The organism is Galactobacter sp. (genome assembly GCF_022712295.1).
Lineage (GTDB): Bacteria > Actinomycetota > Actinomycetes > Actinomycetales > Micrococcaceae > Galactobacter.
On sequence record NZ_JALAGT010000160.1, the window covers coordinates 1 to 16,950 of the forward strand.

10 protein-coding genes and 1 tRNA gene are annotated in these 16,950 nt (G+C 66.5%); 2 read left to right on the forward strand and 9 right to left on the reverse strand.

Features of this window, described 5'->3' with window-relative positions:
- Positions 1 to 106: 106 nt before the first annotated feature.
- Positions 107 to 2,875: a DNA polymerase I gene (gene polA, locus Q0A15_RS11630; protein ID WP_291279694.1), complete on the reverse strand. Its 2,769-nt coding sequence runs from the start codon at positions 2,873 to 2,875 to the stop codon at positions 107 to 109.
- On the opposite strand from polA, the gene Q0A15_RS11635 reads away from it, so the two are divergent.
- Positions 2,874 to 3,377: a PaaI family thioesterase gene (locus Q0A15_RS11635; protein ID WP_291279695.1), complete on the forward strand. Its 504-nt coding sequence runs from the start codon at positions 2,874 to 2,876 to the stop codon at positions 3,375 to 3,377. The genes polA and Q0A15_RS11635 overlap by 2 nt on opposite strands.
- 31 nt (positions 3,378 to 3,408) lie before the next feature.
- Here the strand turns inward: Q0A15_RS11635 and Q0A15_RS11640 are convergent, their stop codons facing one another.
- The 3 genes from Q0A15_RS11640 to Q0A15_RS11650 all read right to left on the reverse strand — a co-directional run bounded on the left by Q0A15_RS11640 (position 3,409) and on the right by Q0A15_RS11650 (position 5,375).
- Positions 3,409 to 3,642, reverse strand: coding sequence for a hypothetical protein (locus Q0A15_RS11640; protein WP_291279696.1), 234 nt, complete (start codon positions 3,640 to 3,642; stop codon positions 3,409 to 3,411).
- Entirely contained in the window at positions 3,643 to 5,061 is a 1,419-nt protein-coding gene (locus tag Q0A15_RS11645; RefSeq protein ID WP_291279697.1) for an inorganic phosphate transporter, read from the reverse strand.
- Between the two features lie 229 nt (positions 5,062 to 5,290).
- Positions 5,291 to 5,375 (reverse strand) — tRNA-Leu (locus tag Q0A15_RS11650).
- 178 nt (positions 5,376 to 5,553) lie between these two features.
- On the opposite strand from Q0A15_RS11650, the gene Q0A15_RS11655 reads away from it, so the two are divergent.
- The gene (locus Q0A15_RS11655; protein ID WP_291279698.1) at positions 5,554 to 6,138 is read left to right on the forward strand and encodes a response regulator; all 585 of its coding nucleotides are present in this window, start codon (positions 5,554 to 5,556) and stop codon (positions 6,136 to 6,138) included.
- Between the two features lie 103 nt (positions 6,139 to 6,241).
- Here the strand turns inward: Q0A15_RS11655 and pyk are convergent, their stop codons facing one another.
- The 5 genes from pyk to trpA form a co-directional block, all read right to left on the reverse strand.
- Positions 6,242 to 7,768 carry a pyruvate kinase gene (gene pyk / locus Q0A15_RS11660; RefSeq protein WP_291279699.1) on the reverse strand — a complete coding sequence of 509 codons (1,527 nt, stop codon included), beginning with the start codon at positions 7,766 to 7,768 and terminating at the stop codon, positions 6,242 to 6,244.
- Positions 7,769 to 8,014: 246 nt separating this feature from the next.
- Positions 8,015 to 9,472 (reverse strand): glutamate synthase subunit beta, encoded by a 1,458-nt coding sequence (locus Q0A15_RS11665; RefSeq protein ID WP_291279700.1) that lies wholly within the window; start codon positions 9,470 to 9,472, stop codon positions 8,015 to 8,017.
- Positions 9,465 to 14,048: a glutamate synthase large subunit gene (gene gltB / locus Q0A15_RS11670; protein ID WP_291279701.1), complete on the reverse strand. Its 4,584-nt coding sequence runs from the start codon at positions 14,046 to 14,048 to the stop codon at positions 9,465 to 9,467. The genes Q0A15_RS11665 and gltB overlap by 8 nt, the downstream gene beginning before the upstream one ends.
- Positions 14,049 to 14,512: 464 nt before the next feature.
- Entirely contained in the window at positions 14,513 to 16,138 is a 1,626-nt protein-coding gene (locus Q0A15_RS11675; protein WP_291279702.1) for a prolipoprotein diacylglyceryl transferase family protein, read from the reverse strand.
- A 5-nt stretch (positions 16,139 to 16,143) separates the two neighbouring features.
- Positions 16,144 to 16,950, reverse strand: coding sequence for a tryptophan synthase subunit alpha (gene trpA, locus Q0A15_RS11680; protein ID WP_291279703.1), 807 nt, complete (start codon positions 16,948 to 16,950; stop codon positions 16,144 to 16,146).

Consider the following 16,950-nt stretch of genomic DNA (forward strand, 5'->3'; position numbering starts at 1 on the left):
GCGTCCACGAAGCCCGTGTCCAGGGCCCGCACGAACTCCTGCGAGGCTTCGTCCTTGCTCCCCAGCGCGCCGGGAACGGTGAAACTCTCGTAGCGCAGTCGACCCATCAGTGACCGGCCTCCTGCCAGGTCTTGCCCATGCCGACATGGACGTCCAGCGGAACCTTCAACTCCATGGCGGAACCCATCTCCTCGACCAGCACCGACCGGACCGCGTCCACCTCGCCTGGGGCCACCTCGATGACGAGTTCGTCATGGACCTGCAGCAGCATGCGGGACTTCAGCCCCTCCGCATCCAGGCGCTTGGCCACCGCCAGCATCGCGAGCTTGATGATGTCGGCAGCGGTGCCCTGGATGGGGGCGTTCAGCGCGGCACGCTCAGCGATGTCCCGCAACTGACGCACATCCGAGTTGAGGTCCGGAAGATTACGGCGTCGACCGAGCAGGGTCTGCGTGTACAGGTCCTTCTTGGCCTGCTTCACCACATCCTGCAGGTACGTCTTCACCGCGCCGAAGCGTGAGTAGTAGTCCTTCATCAGCGTGCGCGCCTCGTCCACGGAGATGTTCAACTGCTTGGACAGGCCGAAGGAGCTGAGCCCGTAGGCCAGGCCGTAGGACATCGCCTTGACCTTCGAACGCATCTCAGGGGTGACGTCCTCCGGCGCCACATTGAACACGTGGGAACCCACGAAGCGGTGAAGGTCCTCGCCGTCCTTGAACGCCTGCACCAGCGCCTCGTCGCCGGAGAGGTGCACCAGGATGCGCATCTCGATCTGCGAGTAGTCCGCGGTGAGCAGCGTCTCGTACTGGTCTCCCACAACGAAGACCTCACGCAGTCGCCGCCCGGCCTCGGAGCGCACGGGGATGTTCTGCAGGTTCGGGTTCAGCGAGGAGAGCCGGCCGGTGGCCGCAATGGTCTGCCCATAGGTGGTGTGGATGCGGCCGTCCGAGGCCACCGCCTTGCGCAGGCCTTCCGCCATCTGCCCCAGCTTGGTGGCGTCGCGGTGGGCCATGAGTGCAACGAGGAACGGGTGCCCGGTCTTCTCCAACAGGTCCTGCAGGCTGGCGGCGTCGGTGGTGTACCCGGTCTTGATCTTCTTGGTCTTGGGCAGGCCCAACTCCTCGAAGAGCACGACCTGCAATTGCTTGGGAGAGCCCAGGTTCACCTCGTGGCCGATGGCCTCGTACGCCTGCTCCTTGGCCTGCGCCGCCTGCGAGGAGAATTCGTCGATCAGCGCCTGCAATGCCTCCCGGTCCACAGCGATGCCCGCGGTCTCCATGTCAGCCAGCACCACGGCCAGCGGGAGTTCCAGGTCGGTGAGCAGGCCGCTCTGTCCGTGTTCCTCCAGCCGGGCCATGACCTCGGTGTGCAACCGAAGCACGGCATCCGCCCGACGCACCGAGGACAGTGCGCGTGGCGGGATGCCGTCGTCCGCCCCGAGGTCACCCAGGTCGAGCTCCCCTTGAGCGCCGGCCGGAGCGTCGTCCTCCAGGGATTCCTTGAGGTAGACCTGCAACAGATCCGGAAGGTCGTGACTACGGCGATCCGGTTGGTCCAAATAGGCGGCGATCATGGTGTCGTCGACGACACCGGCCAGATCCAACCCGCGGGCGCGCAGCGCCTTGAGCAGCTCCTTGAAACCGTGCACGGCCTTGGGTGCCGAGGCGTCACTCAGCCAGGCCGCTAAGGCCTCGGTCGCTTCACCGTCGAGGGACGACGGTTCCAGCCACGCCGTGGCACCGACACGCGCCAGACCCAGAGCCACCACGTCGCCCGGCATACCCGGCTCGCCGACGGGCGCGAGCTCGGCGTCCAACGCCGTCACGGCGCCATCGGCGCCGTCCACGAACTCGCGGAAGCCCCGCGCTGAGGTCACGACGACGGGTTCCGGGACGACGGCGGCCTCGACCGGCTCGTCGGACACAGCGAAGACCTCGGCGACGCGCTTGCGCAGCGACCGGAACTCCAACGCATTGAAGACCTCATCCACGGCCTCACCGTCCGGTGCGGTCAGCTCCATCTGCTCCAGCGTGGCAGGCAGGTCCAAGGTGCGCACCAGAGCGTTGAGCTCACGGTTGCGGCGAACATCATCCATGTGGGCGCGCAGGTTCTCCCCCGCCTTGCCCTTGACCTCGTCCGCGTGCTCCAGCACCTGCAGCGCGGAACCATAGAGGCCGATCCACTTCGCGGCCGTCTTGGGACCCACACCGGGGATGCCAGGCAGATTGTCCGCCTTCTCCCCCACCAGCGCGGCCAGATCCGGGTAGTTCTGGGGCAGCACGCCGTACTTCTCCATGACGGCGGCAGAATCCATGGGCGGGATGTCGGAGATCCCCTTCTTGGGGTAGAGCACCGTGACATGATCGTCGATCAGCTGGAAGGCATCGCGGTCCCCCGAGACCACGATGACGTCGAATCCGGCCTCCGCGGCCTGGGTGGAGAGCGAGGCCAACAGGTCGTCCGCCTCGTAACCGTCCAAGGTCATGGTGGTGACGTTCAGCGCCTCCATGACCTTCTCGATGAGCGGGATCTGGCCCTTGAACTCCTCAGGCGTCTTCTCCCGGCCACCCTTGTACTCGGTGTAGGCCTCGGAACGGAAGGTGGGCGTGTCCAGGTCGAAGGCCACGGCGACGTGGGTGGGTTCACGCTGGTCGATCAGCTTCAGCAGCATCGACGTGAAACCGTGGACGGCATTGGTGTACTGACCCGTGGCGGTGAGGAAATTGTCTGCAGGCAGGGCATAGAAGGCGCGGAAGGCCATGGAGTGCCCGTCGAGGACGAGCAGACGCGGTCGAGGGGCTTGCGCCCCGGCGGAGGAGGACACGGGCGACGAGGACTTGGCGGCAGGACTCACGGATGCAAGCCTAGTGCCCATGGACCACCAGACGAACCCGCAGCCTTCTCAGAGGCACACCACCGCAGCGCTTGCCGCCACCGATGTCGAGGGCCTCCGCGCCTCGGGGATCCCGGAGGAGGCCTGGCCGCTGCTCCCCCACGGCAACGTGGGTTCCTTGGTGCCCAAGCTCGGGATCCACTTCGACGAGTTCACGGTGGACCGCGTCAGCGCCACCATGCCGGTGCAGGGCAACACCCAGGTGGTCGGCCTGCTCCACGGCGGTGCCACTGCCGCCCTGGCGGAGACGCTGGGTTCCTTCGCCGCCGCGATCCATGCCGGCGGACGTGCACTCCCCGTGGGCGTCGACCTGAACATCACGCATCATCGCGGCGCTCGCGACGGGCTGGTGACGGGCGTGGCCACTCCGCTCCATCTGGGCCGCACCACTGCCACGCACGCCATCGAGGTGACAGACGAAACGGGCCGCCGCATCGCGACGGCCCGCATCACGAACCAGCTGCTGCCGGTTCAGGCGTCCTGAAGTCCTCGGTCGGCGTCTGAGCCGACCCGGGTCAGATCCCCAGCGCCGCCGAGATCTGAGGCACGATCAGCGCGATACCGGCCAGAACGGCCAGCCCACACACCACGAAGCAGGCCCAGGCCCCCGCGCGGTGGATGGCACGGTTACGGTCGTAGTCCTCGGCGACGGCCTGCAGCCGGACGCCGAGCCCGTAGAAGAACACGATGAACAGTGCGGAAATGATGGTCGCCACCGCGACCTGAATGAAGGCGATCCACTCGACCATTTACTTGCCTTCCTTCTTGGCCCGGACGGAATCGGCGCTCGGCGTGGACTCCGGGTCGGATTGCTGTGACTTACGTCGTTGCTCGCTTCGACGTTTGGCGTCCTCCACATCGAGCCGACGGCGATGCTCCCGCATCTCCGCGGCAGCGAGCATCTTCGCATGCTTGGCGGCCACATCCGCCGCCTTCCGTGCCCGCTTGGCCTCGGCTGCCGCGACGGTGGCGGCCTCCTTGGCCTTCTTCGCAGCCGAACGACGCTCCTTCTTGGACGGGATGTGCACGGCGGAACCGGACTGTTCCACACCGCTGAAGGCGTTCTCGTGCGTCACCGCCTGCTTCTGTGAGAGCACGAAGACGCCGATGATGGCCGCAAGTCCGGCCACGACCAGCACCAGGATGCCGAACATGCCAAGGTGCGTCAGCCCTGCGGCGACGGCACCCACGATCGCGGAGGCAGGCAGCGTGAAGAGCCAACCGGTGCCGATCTTGCCTGCAGTACGCCAACGCACTCCGGCACCCTTGCGGCCCAGGCCGGACCCGATCACGGAGCCGGACGCCACCTGCGTGGTGGAGAGCGCGAAACCCAGGTGGGACGAGGCCAGGATGGCGGAGGCGGTGGAGACCTCGGCGGCGAAACCCTGGGCAGGCTTCACGTCGGTGAGGCCCTTGCCCATGGTGCGGATGATGCGCCAACCGCCCGTGTACGTGCCCAGAGCGATGGCCAAGGCACAGGATGCAACCACCCAGATGTGCGGACCGGTGCCGTGGGCCTGGTAGCCGGCGGAGATCAGGACCAGGGTGATGATGCCCATGGTCTTCTGGGCGTCATTGGTGCCGTGCGCCAGGGCCACGAGCGAGGAGGAGAAGATCTGCCCGATCCGGAACCCACCGCGTTTCGGCGAGGCCGTCCCGGAAGGACGCTTGGTGATCCAATAGGCCAGTTTGGTAGCCAAATAGGCGGCCAGACCTGCGATCAACGGGGACACCAGGGCCGGCAACAGCACCTTGTCCACCAGCGTCATGTAGTTCACGGAGGCGAAACCGGCTCCGACGATGGCCGCACCGATCAGGCCACCGAACAGTGCGTGGGAGGACGACGACGGCAGGCCGAGCAGCCAGGTCAAGAGGTTCCAGATCACGGCGCCCATCAGGCCCGCGAGGATCACCTCGGGCGTGATGGCGACGCTTCCTGCTCCGTCGCCCTCATTGATGATGCCGTGTGAGACCGTCCTGGCCACCTCGGTGGAGAGGAACGCTCCGACCAGGTTGAGGACTGCAGCCAGGGCCACTGCCGTCTTGGGCTTGATGGCGCCTGTGGCAATGGGTGTGGCCATGGCGTTGGCCGTGTCATGAAAGCCGTTGGTGAAGTCGAAGAACAACGCCAACGTGATCACGATGATCACGAGCACAAAGGGATCCATGCTTTTCCTGGGATCGGCGGGGCAGGGACAGGACGTGTGCCTCCACCGACTGCTGGAGAGGCTGGTGCGTGCCAAGACGTCCAGGTGATGCGAACAGCGCGTACGCGCACCGAAATCATCCTAAGCGCTGAACAGCCTTCGTCAATTCTTCCCGCCTGGGCTCACGCCTTCGAGTGAGGAACGCAACGGGCCCCGACGCTGACAGCGTCGGGGCCCGTGCTACAGAAATTGGTGCCCGAGGGGGGACTCGAACCCCCACGATTTTCATCGCCGCATTTTGAGTGCGGTGCGTCTACCGATTCCGCCACTCGGGCAGGCAACGAAAACCATCCTACACGCATCATCACCTTGAATCGGACACGGGGTCGGTGCGAACACCGCTTCTGAACTAGGCTGGTGACACCAATACATGCTGACCGGTCACAGTGAGGTGCTCCGGCCCCATCACCCAGGCGTTCACACGACGCCGAACAAGCACCAGGAGGCTCCCACATGAGCACAGACTCCCCCCGCCGCGTCGTGGTTGCGGAGGACGAGCCGCTGATCCGTTTGGACATCGTCGAGATGCTCCAGGCCGAGGGCTACGACGTGGTCGCGGAGGCCGGCAATGGAGAACAGGCCGTGGAACTGGCCAAGGAGCACCGCCCCGACGTGGTCCTGATGGACGTCAAGATGCCCGTCATGGACGGCATCACCGCCGCCGCCACGTTGGCCGAAGAGCACGTGGCGCCGGTGGTGCTGCTGACCGCCTTCAGCCAGCGTGAACTCGTTGAGCGCGCGCAGGAGGCCGGAGCCATGGCCTACGTGGTCAAGCCATTCACCACCGCCGACCTGATCCCGGCCATGGAGATCGCGATCTCCCGCGGCGAGCAGATCACCGCGCTGGCGGCGGAGATCAGCGACCTGCAGGAGCAGTTCGAGACCCGCAAGCTCGTGGACCGCGCCAAGTCACGCCTCATGTCCCAGCTGGGTCTCTCCGAACCCGAGGCCTTCCGTTGGGTCCAGAAGACCTCCATGGATCGTCGCCTGTCCATGCGCCAGGTCGCCGAGGCCGTGCTGGACCAGTTCAAGGACTGACCCGAACCATCGGCCCGGCGTTCCACACGCCGCTCACGACCGGATCGGGCCCTGCGCCTCCTTAGTTGAAGGAGGCACAGGGCCCGATTTCTTCTGGAACGCGTCAGTTGCGCTCATTCATGCGTTGCACCAGGTCGCCTGCGGCTTCCTCACGAGTCCGCCACGGGCGCAGGTCCTCGCGAGGCGACTGGTCCAGCTCGGTGTCCGGGTCCTCGCCGTTCGAGGCCACGATGCGCTGAACCCGCAGGGAGTTGGTGGACCCTGCGCGTCCTGGAGGGGAACCGGAGACGACGACCACCAGGTCGCCCGGCTCCACGAGGTTCTCCTCGCGCAATGCGTCCTCCACCTGCTGCACCATCTTGTCGGTGTGGTCCACGAAGTCCACCAACCGGGGCGTGATGCCCCAGAACAGACACATGTAGTTGGAGGTCTGCTTGTTGGAGGTGAACCCGAACAGGGGGGTGGCCGGACGCATGCGGGACAGGCGGCGGGCGGAGTCGCCGGACTGAGTGAAGCCCACGATGTACTTCGCATCCACCTCCTCCGCGACCTCCACTGCGGCTCGGGTGACCGCACCGCCACGCGTGTGAGGACGAGCCATGAGCGGTGGAATCCGCCGCAGCCCGTGTTCCTCGGTGGATTCGATGATGCGCGCCATGGTCTGGATGGCGCGGATCGCGTACTTGCCCACGCTGGTCTCACCGGAGAGCATGACGGCATCGGCGCCGTCCAGGACGGCGTTGGCGCAGTCGCTGGTCTCGGCGCGGGTGGGGGTCGGCGCCTCGATCATGGACTCAAGGACCTGAGTGGCCACGATGACCGGCTTGGCCCAGCGTCGGGCCAGTTCCACTGCGCGCTTCTGCACCAGCGGAACCTCTTCGAGCGGAAGCTCCACGCCGAGGTCACCGCGGGCCACCATGATCGCGTCGAACGCGTCGATGATCTCCTCGAGTGCTGCAACGGCCTGAGGCTTCTCGACCTTGGCGATGACCGGGACCCGGCGCCCCTCCTCGTCCATGACCTCATGCACTCGGTCGATATCCGAGGCGTTGCGCACGAACGACAGGGCGACCATGTCCACGCCAGCGCGCAAGGCCCAACGCAGGTCGTTCTCGTCCTTGTCGCTCATGGCGGGGACGTTGACGGCCACACCCGGCAGGTTGATGCCCTTGTGGTCGGAGACCTCTCCGCCCACCACGACCTCGGTCAGCACATCGGTCTCGGTGACCTTGACGGCCTGCAGGCGGATCTTGCCATCGTTGATGAGCAACGTGTCTCCGGGAGCCACGTCCGCAGGCAGTCCCTTGAAGGTGGTTCCGCACTCGGTGGCGTCACCGGGGACGTCGCGAGTGGTGATGGTGAACTCGTCGCCCTCGGCCAGTACCTGCGGCCCCTCGGCGAAGGTCTCCAAACGGATCTTGGGACCCTGCAGGTCGGCGAAAACACCGACCGGGCGTCCCAGTTCCTTGGATGCCTGCCGCACGTTGGCGAGGATGTTGGCGTGAGTGGCGTGGTCGCCGTGACTCATGTTCATACGCGCCACGTTCATGCCGGCCTCGATGGCTTCCCTGGCCTTGTCCAGGGTTCCGATCGCAGGCCCGAACGTGACGACGATCTTGGCTCGTCTCACCAGTCTGGTGCCCCTCTCCTTGTTCGTCTTGGAAAGAAATGGGCGACGTCGTCGGCGCTCCGGAAGATGTTCGGCCACCGACCCTGGGCACAGAGTCGAATGTGGTGGCTGTCACCAGCCTACCCTGATCTGAAACAAATCCGACACATCGGCTCAATGGGCACATCATTCCGAGCGCCGCTTCGGACAGAAGACGGTGTCGGCGAGGGCGGAAACGCGCCCGGGGCGGAACCCGGGCGCGACACCTCAGAGGCTGAAGCCCCGGTCCGACGGACGCACCGGGTCAGGGAGCGTGGTCTTCCCCTGCAGGTAGCGCTCCACGGAGGCTGCCACCGAACGCCCCTCCGCGATGGCCCACACGATCAGAGAGGCGCCCCGTCCGGCGTCGCCGGCCGAGAAGATACCTGGTGACACCTGGTAGTCGTCAGCGCGCTGCATGGTGCCACGACCGTCGAAGGCGACGGAGAGCTGCGAATCGAGGCCGCCCTTCTCCGGGCCGGTGAACCCGAGTGCCAGGAGCACCAGATCCGCCTTGATGATCTCTTCACTACCCGGCTTGGGCACGCGTCCGTGCTCCGTGTATTCGGTCTCTGCGACCTTGAGCCCGGTGACCTGGCCGTCCTCACCGACGAACTCCACAGTGGAGGCCAGGTAGACCCGCTCGCCACCCTCCTCATGGGCGCTGGCGACCTCGAAGAGGTTCGGGAACATGGGCCAGGGCTGGTTGGTCGGGCGCTCTCGTGGGGGCTGCTTGCCGATGGCGAGCGTGGTCACCGACGCGGCGCCCTGACGGTGAGCCGTACCGATGCAGTCCGCACCCGTGTCGCCACCGCCGAGCACCACCACATGCTTGCCCTTGGCATCGATCTTGTCCGGGACATCCTGTCCGGCGACGGTGCGATTGGAACGGACCAGGTACTCCATGGCGAAGTGCACGCCGTTGAGATCGCGACCCGGCATCGGCAGATCGCGGGCAACCGTGGCACCGGTGGCAACCACCACGGCGTCGTAGCGACGCTTCAGCTGCGACCAGGAAACGTCCTTGCCCACCTCCACGTTGGTGCGGAAACGAGTGCCTTCCTCCCGCATCTGCGCAATGCGGGCATCAAGGATCTGCTTCTCCAGCTTGTAGTCGGGGATCCCCAAGCGCAGCAGCCCGCCGATGACGTCGTCCCGCTCGTAGACGGCAACGGTGTGGCCGGCCCTGGTCAGCTGTTGGGCTGCCGCCAGACCGGCAGGCCCGGAACCGACTACGGCCACGGTGAAGTCCGTGTGACGGTCCGGAGGCTGGGGGGTCAGCCCCTCCCCCGCGCCCTCCATGGCGGCATCCGCGATGGCGACCTCCACCTGCTTGATGGTCACCGCGGGCTGATTGATGCCGAGCACGCAGGAGGACTCGCACGGGGCCGGGCAGAGCCGACCCGTGAGTTCAGGGAAGTTGTTGGTGGCATGCAGCCGCTCGACGGCCTCGTCCATGCGATCACGCCACACCAGGTCGTTCCACTCGGGGATCAGGTTCCCCAAGGGGCACCCGGCGTGACAGAACGGCACGCCACAATCCATGCAGCGCCCTGCCTGCGTCTTCACGACCCGCGGATCGGGCTTCTCATAGACATCCTTGAAGTCCATGATGCGCACGGGCACGGGCCTACGGCGCTGGGTCTCGCGTTCGCGGGTGGTCAGAAATCCGCGCGGGTCAGCCACGGGTCGCCTCCAGGATTCGGGACCAGACGGCGTCACCGTCGGGGTCCAGGCCTTCCGCGATCGCTTCGGCACGGGTGGAAAGCACCGTGGCGTAGTGACGCGGCATGATCTTGGTGATTCGCGCGGTGGTGGACGGCAGGTCCAAGAGCAGCTGAGCTGCCACATCGGATCCCGTCTCCTCCCCGTGACGAACCAGCAATGTCCTCACGGTCTCGACGTCTTCCGCGTCGAGACCGGAGATGATGAGTTCTTCCGCCGCCATGGCCTGACGGTTCAGGCGAGAACGGTCCAGGTCCAGGACGAAGGCCACGCCGCCGGACATGCCAGCACCGAGGTTACGTCCCACCGGCCCCAGGATCAGGGCCGTACCGCCGGTCATGTATTCCAGACCGTGGTCGCCGATCCCCTCCACGACGGCGGTGGCGCCGGAGTTCCTGACCAGGAAGCGCTCGCCGACGATTCCTCGTAGGAAGATCTCCCCGGACGTGGCGCCGTAGCCGATGACGTTTCCTGCCACCACATTGTCCTCGGCGCGCAGGTGCGCGTCGCGGTGCGGACGCACGATGATCCGACCTCCGGAGAGTCCCTTGCCCGCGTAGTCATTGGATTCACCGAACAGGCGCAGGGTGACACCGGAGGGCATGAAGGCACCGAGCGACTGCCCAGCAGAACCGGTCAGTGTCACGTCGATGGTGTCGGGAGCCAGTTCCTCGATGCCGAAGGTCTTGGTGACCGTGTGGCCGAGCAGGGTTCCCACCGAACGGTCCGTGTTCACGACCGGCAACGAGATCCGCACGGGATCGCGGTGCTTCAGCGCGTCCTGCGACAGCTTGATCAGCTCGTTGTCGAAGTGCTGGTCGATCTCGTGCTGCTGCGGCTTCGAGTTGAAGGCCGTGCCGCCGAAGGGTGCCTCATAGGCCCCGAAGAGCCCGGAAAGATCCAGCCCGTCCGCCTTCCAGTGCTTGATGGCCTGGTCCACCTGCAGCATTTCGGCGTGGCCGATGGCCTCCTCGATGCTGCGGAATCCGAGGGCCGCGAGGTACTCGCGCACCTCCTGAGCCAAGTACTCGAAGAACGTCACCACGAACTCCGGCTTGCCCGTGAAGCGGCTGCGCAACTCTGGATTCTGGGTGGCCACGCCAACAGGGCAGGTGTCCAGGTGGCACACGCGCATCAGGATGCAGCCCGAGACCACCAGTGGAGCGGTCGCGAAGCCGAACTCCTCCGCACCGAGCAACGCAGCGATCACGACGTCGCGGCCGGTCTTCAGCTGACCGTCCGCCTGCACCACCACGCGGTCACGCAGACCGTTGAGCAGCAGCGTCTGCTGGGTCTCCGCCAGGCCGAGCTCCCAGGGAGCACCGGCATGCTTGAGCGAGTTCAGCGGTGACGCGCCGGTACCTCCGTCGTGCCCGGAGACCAGCACCACGTCGGCCTTGGCCTTGGTCACGCCGGCCGCCACGGTGCCGATACCGACCTCGGACACGAGCTTCACGTGGATGCGCGCAGCAGGGTTGGAACGCTTGGCGTCGTAGATCAGCTGCGCCAGATCCTCGATGGAGTAGATGTCGTGGTGGGGCGGCGGGGAGATCAGGCCGACGCCGGGCGTCGAGTGACGCGTCTTGGCCACCCACGGGTAGACCTTCTGGGCCATCAGCTGGCCACCTTCACCGGGCTTGGCACCCTGCGCCATCTTGATCTGGATGTCATCGGCGTTGGTCAGGTACAGACTCGTGACTCCGAAACGCCCGGAGGCGATCTGCTTGACGGCGCTGCGACGCTCAGGGTCCAGGAGACGATCCGGGTCCTCACCTCCCTCACCGGTGTTGGACTTACCACCCAAACGGTTCATGGCGATGGCCAGGGTCTCGTGGGCCTCACGGGAGATGGAGCCATAGCTCATGGCGCCGGTGGAGAAACGCTTGACGATCTCGGAGACGGGTTCCACCTCCTCGATCGGCACTGCGGGCCGGCTGCCCTCACGCAGTTCGAAGAGACCACGCAGGGTCTTCAGTTCTCGTGCCTGCTCGTTCACACGAGAGGTGTAGCGACGGAAGACGTCGAACTTCCGCTCCCGCGTGGAGTGCTGCAGGGTGAAGACGGTTTCGGGGTCGAACAGGTGGGGCGGCCCCTCGCGGCGCCATTGGTACTCTCCGCCGGTCCAGAGACCTTGGTGCGGGAGCTGGTTGCCGTCCGAGGGGTAGGCGGCCACGTGGCGCTGCCGTGCCTCCTCCGCGATGACATCCAGGCCCACGCCACCCATCTGGGAGGAGGTACCGGAGAAGTAGGTGGCGATGAAGCTACGGTCCAGCCCAAGTGCCTCGAACGTTTGCGCACCGCAGTATGAGGAGACGGTGGAGATGCCCATCTTGGACATGATCTTCAGCACGCCCTTGCCGAGCGCCTTGATCAGGTTCGTGTTGGCCTGGGCAGCCGTGATGTTGCCGAGGTGGCCGGCATCGGCCATGTGCTCCACGGTCTCCAGCGCCAGGTACGGGTTCACGGCGGTGGCACCGAAGCCGACCAGGGTGGCAACGTGGTGCACTTCACGCACGTCACCGGCCTCGACGAGCAAGGAGGTGCGAACGCGGTTGGCGCCGCGCAACAGATGGTGGTGAACGGCGGAGGTCAGCAACAGCGACGGGATGGGCGCCCACTGCGCATTGGACTCACGGTCGGAGAGGACAACGTACTTCACTCCGCGGTTCACGGCGGCGGAGACCTTCTCGCAGATCTCGGTCAGCCGGGACGCCAGCTCGCGCGCACCACCTTCCGGACGGTAGAGCCCACGGACCCGGAGAGTCTCCTTGACTCCGTCCTCGTCACGCAGATGAACGATCTTGGCGACCTCGTCGTTGTTGAGCACCGGGAAGTCCACGGCGATCTGGCTGGTGGGGACGAACCCCTTGGCCAGCAGGTTGCCGTCGGCTCCGATGGTGGTGCGCATGGAGGTGACGAGTTCCTCGCGGATGGCGTCCAACGGCGGGTTGGTCACCTGGGCGAAGGCCTGGACGAAGTAGTCGAAGAGCAGCCGCGGTCGATCCGCCAGGACGGCGATGGGCGTATCGGAGCCCATGGCGCCCAGCGGCTCGGCGCCGGTGCTGGCCATCGGAGCCAGCAGGATCTTGCATTCCTCATCGGTGTAGCCGAAGGTGCGCTGACGCAATTCGACAGAGCCCGCGCCCGAGACGATGTGCTCGCGTTCGGGCAGGTCGGACAGCGATCGCAGGTTCTGCTTGACCCATTCGCCCCAGGGGTTGGAGGCAGCCACGGTGGACTTGATCTCGGCATCTTCGATGATGCGACCGGCCTCGGTGTCCAGCAGGAACATCTTGCCGGGTGACACGCGCCCCTTACGGACCACGGTGGACTGGTCCAGGTCCACGACGCCGACCTCGGAGGCCAGGACCACGAAACCGTCGTCGGTGACCCAGTAGCGGGCGGGGCGCAGGCCATTGCGGTCCAAGACGGAACCCACCAAGCGACCGTCGGTGAAGGCCACGGCTGCGGGGCCGTCCCATGGTTCCATCAGCATGGAGTGGTACTCGTAGAACGCACGCTTGTCGGCGTCCATGTCGAGGTCGTTCTCCCAGGCCTCGGGGATCATCATCATGATGACCTCGGGCAGGCTGCGGCCGGCCAGCATCAGCAACTCCGCGACCTCGTCGAACGAGGCGGAGTCGGAGGCTCCGGGCGTGCAGATCGGGAAGAGTTCCTCGGGCACCTCACCGAGCAGAGGCGAGGCCAGCTGCGACTGACGAGCGCGCATCCAGTTCCGGTTGCCCTTGACCGTGTTGATCTCTCCGTTGTGGGCGATGGTCCGGAAGGGCTGTGCCAGCGGCCATGACGGGAACGTGTTGGTGGAGAACCGGGAGTGGACGATGCCGATCCGGGTGGTGAACCGCGGGTCCTCCAGGTCGGGGTAGAACGGTTCCAGCTGTGCGGTGGAGAGCATGCCCTTGTAGACCATGGTTGCCGAGGACAGTGAAGGGAAGTACACGCCGAGCTTGTTCTGACCGCGCTTGCGCACGCGGAAGGCCCGCTGGTCGAGGTCCGATGTATCGCCGTCGGTCGGGGCAAGGAAGAGCTGTGAGAACCGGGGCATGCAGGAGCGCGCGGAGGAACCGATGATCTCTGGGCGCACCGGTACGGGACGCCAGCCGAGGATGGTGAGGCCCTCTTCTTCGGCCAGCTCGGCCAGCCCCGCACGGGCGTATGCCTCACCCGCGTCGTCGTCGGGGAGGTAGGCGGTGCCGACGGCGTAGGAGCCGCGTGCAGGCAGGTCGAAGTCCACGACCTCCGCGAAGAAGTCGTGAGGCACCTGCGTGAGCAGGCCCGCGCCGTCGCCCGTGCCCTCGTCGGCGCCCACGGCGCCACGGTGCTCCAGGCGGCGCAGGGCCTCCAGCGCCTTGTCCACCAGGTCGTGCGTCGGCTCGCCATGCAAGGTTGCGACCATGGCCAGGCCACAGGCGTCCTTCTCGTTGGCCGGGTCGTAGAGTCCCTGGGCCTCGGGAATCGCCGCGAAACGGCGGAACGGATTCAGTTCGGGGTTCACCCCGACCTTGGACGGTCTCATGTGTGCGTCCTTCGAGTCGTGCTGGAACTGCCTGACACGGCCCTTGCGGGACCGCTGCAGTCGATTCCAGTGGCGGCCCGCTGCGCGGTTCAGGCAACGGGTGGCGATCTGTCAATCTGAGCGTCGGATGCGTAGTCGCATCCGGTGTCGGCACTCCACCTCGTCGTGGCGCCTGATCACCGCCGCTTGGCGGTGAGAGCGGGTCTCGGGATCTGTTCCCCGACCGGGGCCGGTGGGTGTCGGTCCCTGTCGAGCACTCAATCCTACGAGCCTCTGACGTCTACGTCACCCCACCGCGTCAGGCTGTTCTCCAGACGGAGGATTCGAGGTGCGGAGCATGTCCGGGATGTAAACGTAGTGTCACTCTACCATTAAAAAAGGTTGAAAAGACGCGGGCGGTCTGCACAGATGGTGTCTGGGGTCACCCTGAATGCTGGTGATGCTGCGGCAGCACCGCGGGTGGATCAGTCGGTGACTTCCGGCGTGTCGGTACCGGTTTCCAAGCGACGACGGCCCGTGACGCGCCTCTTGAAGTCCTCGTCATCCGCCGCCTCGGCGGCCGTTTCCGCCGTGCCCGTCGGCTCCCGGTCGGCGGTTTCGGCGACGTCATCCGCGGTGGGATAGGGGTTCTCGTCGCCGTCCTCGGGCCTCTGTTCGGGCTCGGGTTCGGCCTCGTGCTCGACGGTGGCTTCCGGTTCCGCTGCAGGCTCCGCTTCCAGCGGCGCTTCCAGCGGCGCTTCCAGCGGCGCTTCCAGCGGCGCTTCCAGCGGCGCTTCCAGCGGCGCTTCAGGGGTCGCCTCCGGCGATTTCTCAGGCTCCCCCTCGTCCTGAGGCTGCTCCTCGACGTGCGTGTCTTCCGACTCCGCCTCGGACCCCGGCTCCTGCTCGGGTACCGATGCTGGAGAAGGCTCCCAAGGCGCTGTTCCCTCCGCAGGTACTGGGTCGTCCGAAGGCACTGCGTCCTCAGAAGGCACCGGGCCCTCCAATGGCACTGCATCCACCACGGGGATCGCCTCCGTGGGGGCTACCGGGTCCGATTCCTTCTCGTGTTCCAACTGGTCAGAGTCCGGCTCGGGCTGCTCTTCATCGGTGCTGACGGTGTGCGGCTGATCCGCGCCGAGGGTGTCCTCCGGTTCCGGCTCCACCACGGCGATCGCTTCCGTAGGCGCAGCCGAATCCAAGTACTGCTCGTCCGACTCCGGCTCTGACTCCGACTCCGGCTCTGACTCGGGCTCGGGCTCCGCGACTACGTCGGGGTCTTCCCACCGCTGCGCCTGAAACCGGCGGCGCGACCGCACCGCGTTGACCACGGCCAGCAGCAACGACAGACACGCCAGCGTCAGCCCCGCGATGGCACCCGGAATCGCCAGAGACTCATCCGCGGGGACCTCCACGCGCAGCCAGGAAGCGGCACCGTAGCCGGCACCGAGCCAGGCCAGCGACACCAGAGCCGCGCTTCCGGGCGAGCTCTCGCTGGCACCACGCAGGCACACGGCAACGATGATGGTGCCGAGCAGCAACCACACGCTCTGCGCGAGGAAAAGTGGTTGTACCGCTGAGCCGACGGGCAGACCGGCGGCGACGGCCGCGGCGTCGGGCACCTGCCAGCCCCATGGCTTCGTGGTCACGGCGCCGAATCGTTCGGCGGAGAACCACTGCCCCCACACGCCGATGGCGACGGCGAGCAAGGTCGGTGCCGCCACGACGTCGGCCACAGGCAAGAACGGAAGCCGCCGCGAGCGCGCAGCGAGCAGGAGACCGAGGACGCCGCCGGCCAAGGCGCCCCAAGCGCCGAGACCTCCGATGGACAACGAGAGCAATCGTATGGGGTCCCCGTCGTCGCCGAAGAACACCTCGGGGTCACGGATGACGGCCTGAAGTCGGCCGCCCACGACGGCGAGAGGGGCCGCCCACAACAGGGCGGAGAAGGGAAGGTCCAGCGGCAGGCCGCGTCGACGAGCGCCGAGCACTGCGGCGAGAAGTCCCATCACGATCCCGGCCACCACACACACGGTGAAGCCGTGCAGGGTCAGCGGTCCCACGCTCAGCAGGGCCGAGTCCGGTGAAGGAATCGCGGTCGGGACCATCATCGTCGTCAGCGGCCGGCGAGGTGGGCGGTCAGTTCCGCCACGGCCCCGACACCGCCATCACGCAGGGCGGCGACGAGGGCGGTGCCCACGATCACCCCGTCGGCGTAGGCGCCGATCTCCTCCACGTGCTCACGGCGAGAAACTCCGAGCCCAACGCAGGCGTTCTCCGCGCCGGCGGCATGCGCGGCGTCGACGACGCCCTTCGCGGCCTCGGACACCGAGGTACGGGCACCGGTGACCCCCATGATGGAAACGCAGTACACGAAACCACGTGAGGAATCCACGACCAGCTTCACGCGCTCCGGTGTGGAGGACGGCGCCGTCAGGAACACGCGATCCAAGCCGAATTCGTCGCTGGCCTCGAACCACTCAGCGGCCTCGTCCGGGACCAGGTCAGGGGTGATGAGACCGGCCCCTCCGGCCTCTGCCAGGCGGCGGGAGAACTCGCGCACTCCCATCCGCAGGACCGGATTCCAGTAGGTCATGACCAGAACGGCGGCGTCACAGCGGTCGGTGATGCCCTTGACGATGTCGAAGACCTGAGCCACGCGGAAGCCGTTGGCGAGGGCCTGCGTGGTCGCGGCCTGGATGACCTGGCCGTCCATCACGGGATCCGAGTACGGGATACCGACCTCGATGATGTCGGCCCCGTTCTCAGCCATGGCGACGGCAGCGTCGATGGTGGCCTGTGCGTCGGGGAACCCGGCAGGCAGATACGTGATCAAGGCCGGGCGCCCTTCGGCACGGGCCGCCGCGATGGCGCGGGCCGACTTGGATTCGTGGCCTGCGTTCTGCTGCGTAGTGGTGCTCAT

Excerpts from the sequence above, each read along its gene's own strand:
- Q0A15_RS11635 (WP_291279695.1), top strand. The coding sequence starts at position 2,874 with ATGGACCACCAGACGAACCCGCAGCCTTCTCAGAGGCACACCACCGCA.
- trpA (WP_291279703.1), bottom strand. The coding sequence starts at position 16,950 with ATGAGCACCACTACGCAGCAGAACGCAGGCCACGAATCCAAGTCGGCC.
- Q0A15_RS11640 (WP_291279696.1), bottom strand. The coding sequence starts at position 3,642 with ATGGTCGAGTGGATCGCCTTCATTCAGGTCGCGGTGGCGACCATCATT.
- Q0A15_RS11645 (WP_291279697.1), bottom strand. The coding sequence starts at position 5,061 with ATGGATCCCTTTGTGCTCGTGATCATCGTGATCACGTTGGCGTTGTTC.
- Q0A15_RS11655 (WP_291279698.1), top strand. The coding sequence starts at position 5,554 with ATGAGCACAGACTCCCCCCGCCGCGTCGTGGTTGCGGAGGACGAGCCG.
- polA (WP_291279694.1), bottom strand. The coding sequence starts at position 2,875 with ATGGGCACTAGGCTTGCATCCGTGAGTCCTGCCGCCAAGTCCTCGTCG.
- Q0A15_RS11675 (WP_291279702.1), bottom strand. The coding sequence starts at position 16,138 with ATGATGGTCCCGACCGCGATTCCTTCACCGGACTCGGCCCTGCTGAGC.
- gltB (WP_291279701.1), bottom strand. The coding sequence starts at position 14,048 with ATGAGACCGTCCAAGGTCGGGGTGAACCCCGAACTGAATCCGTTCCGC.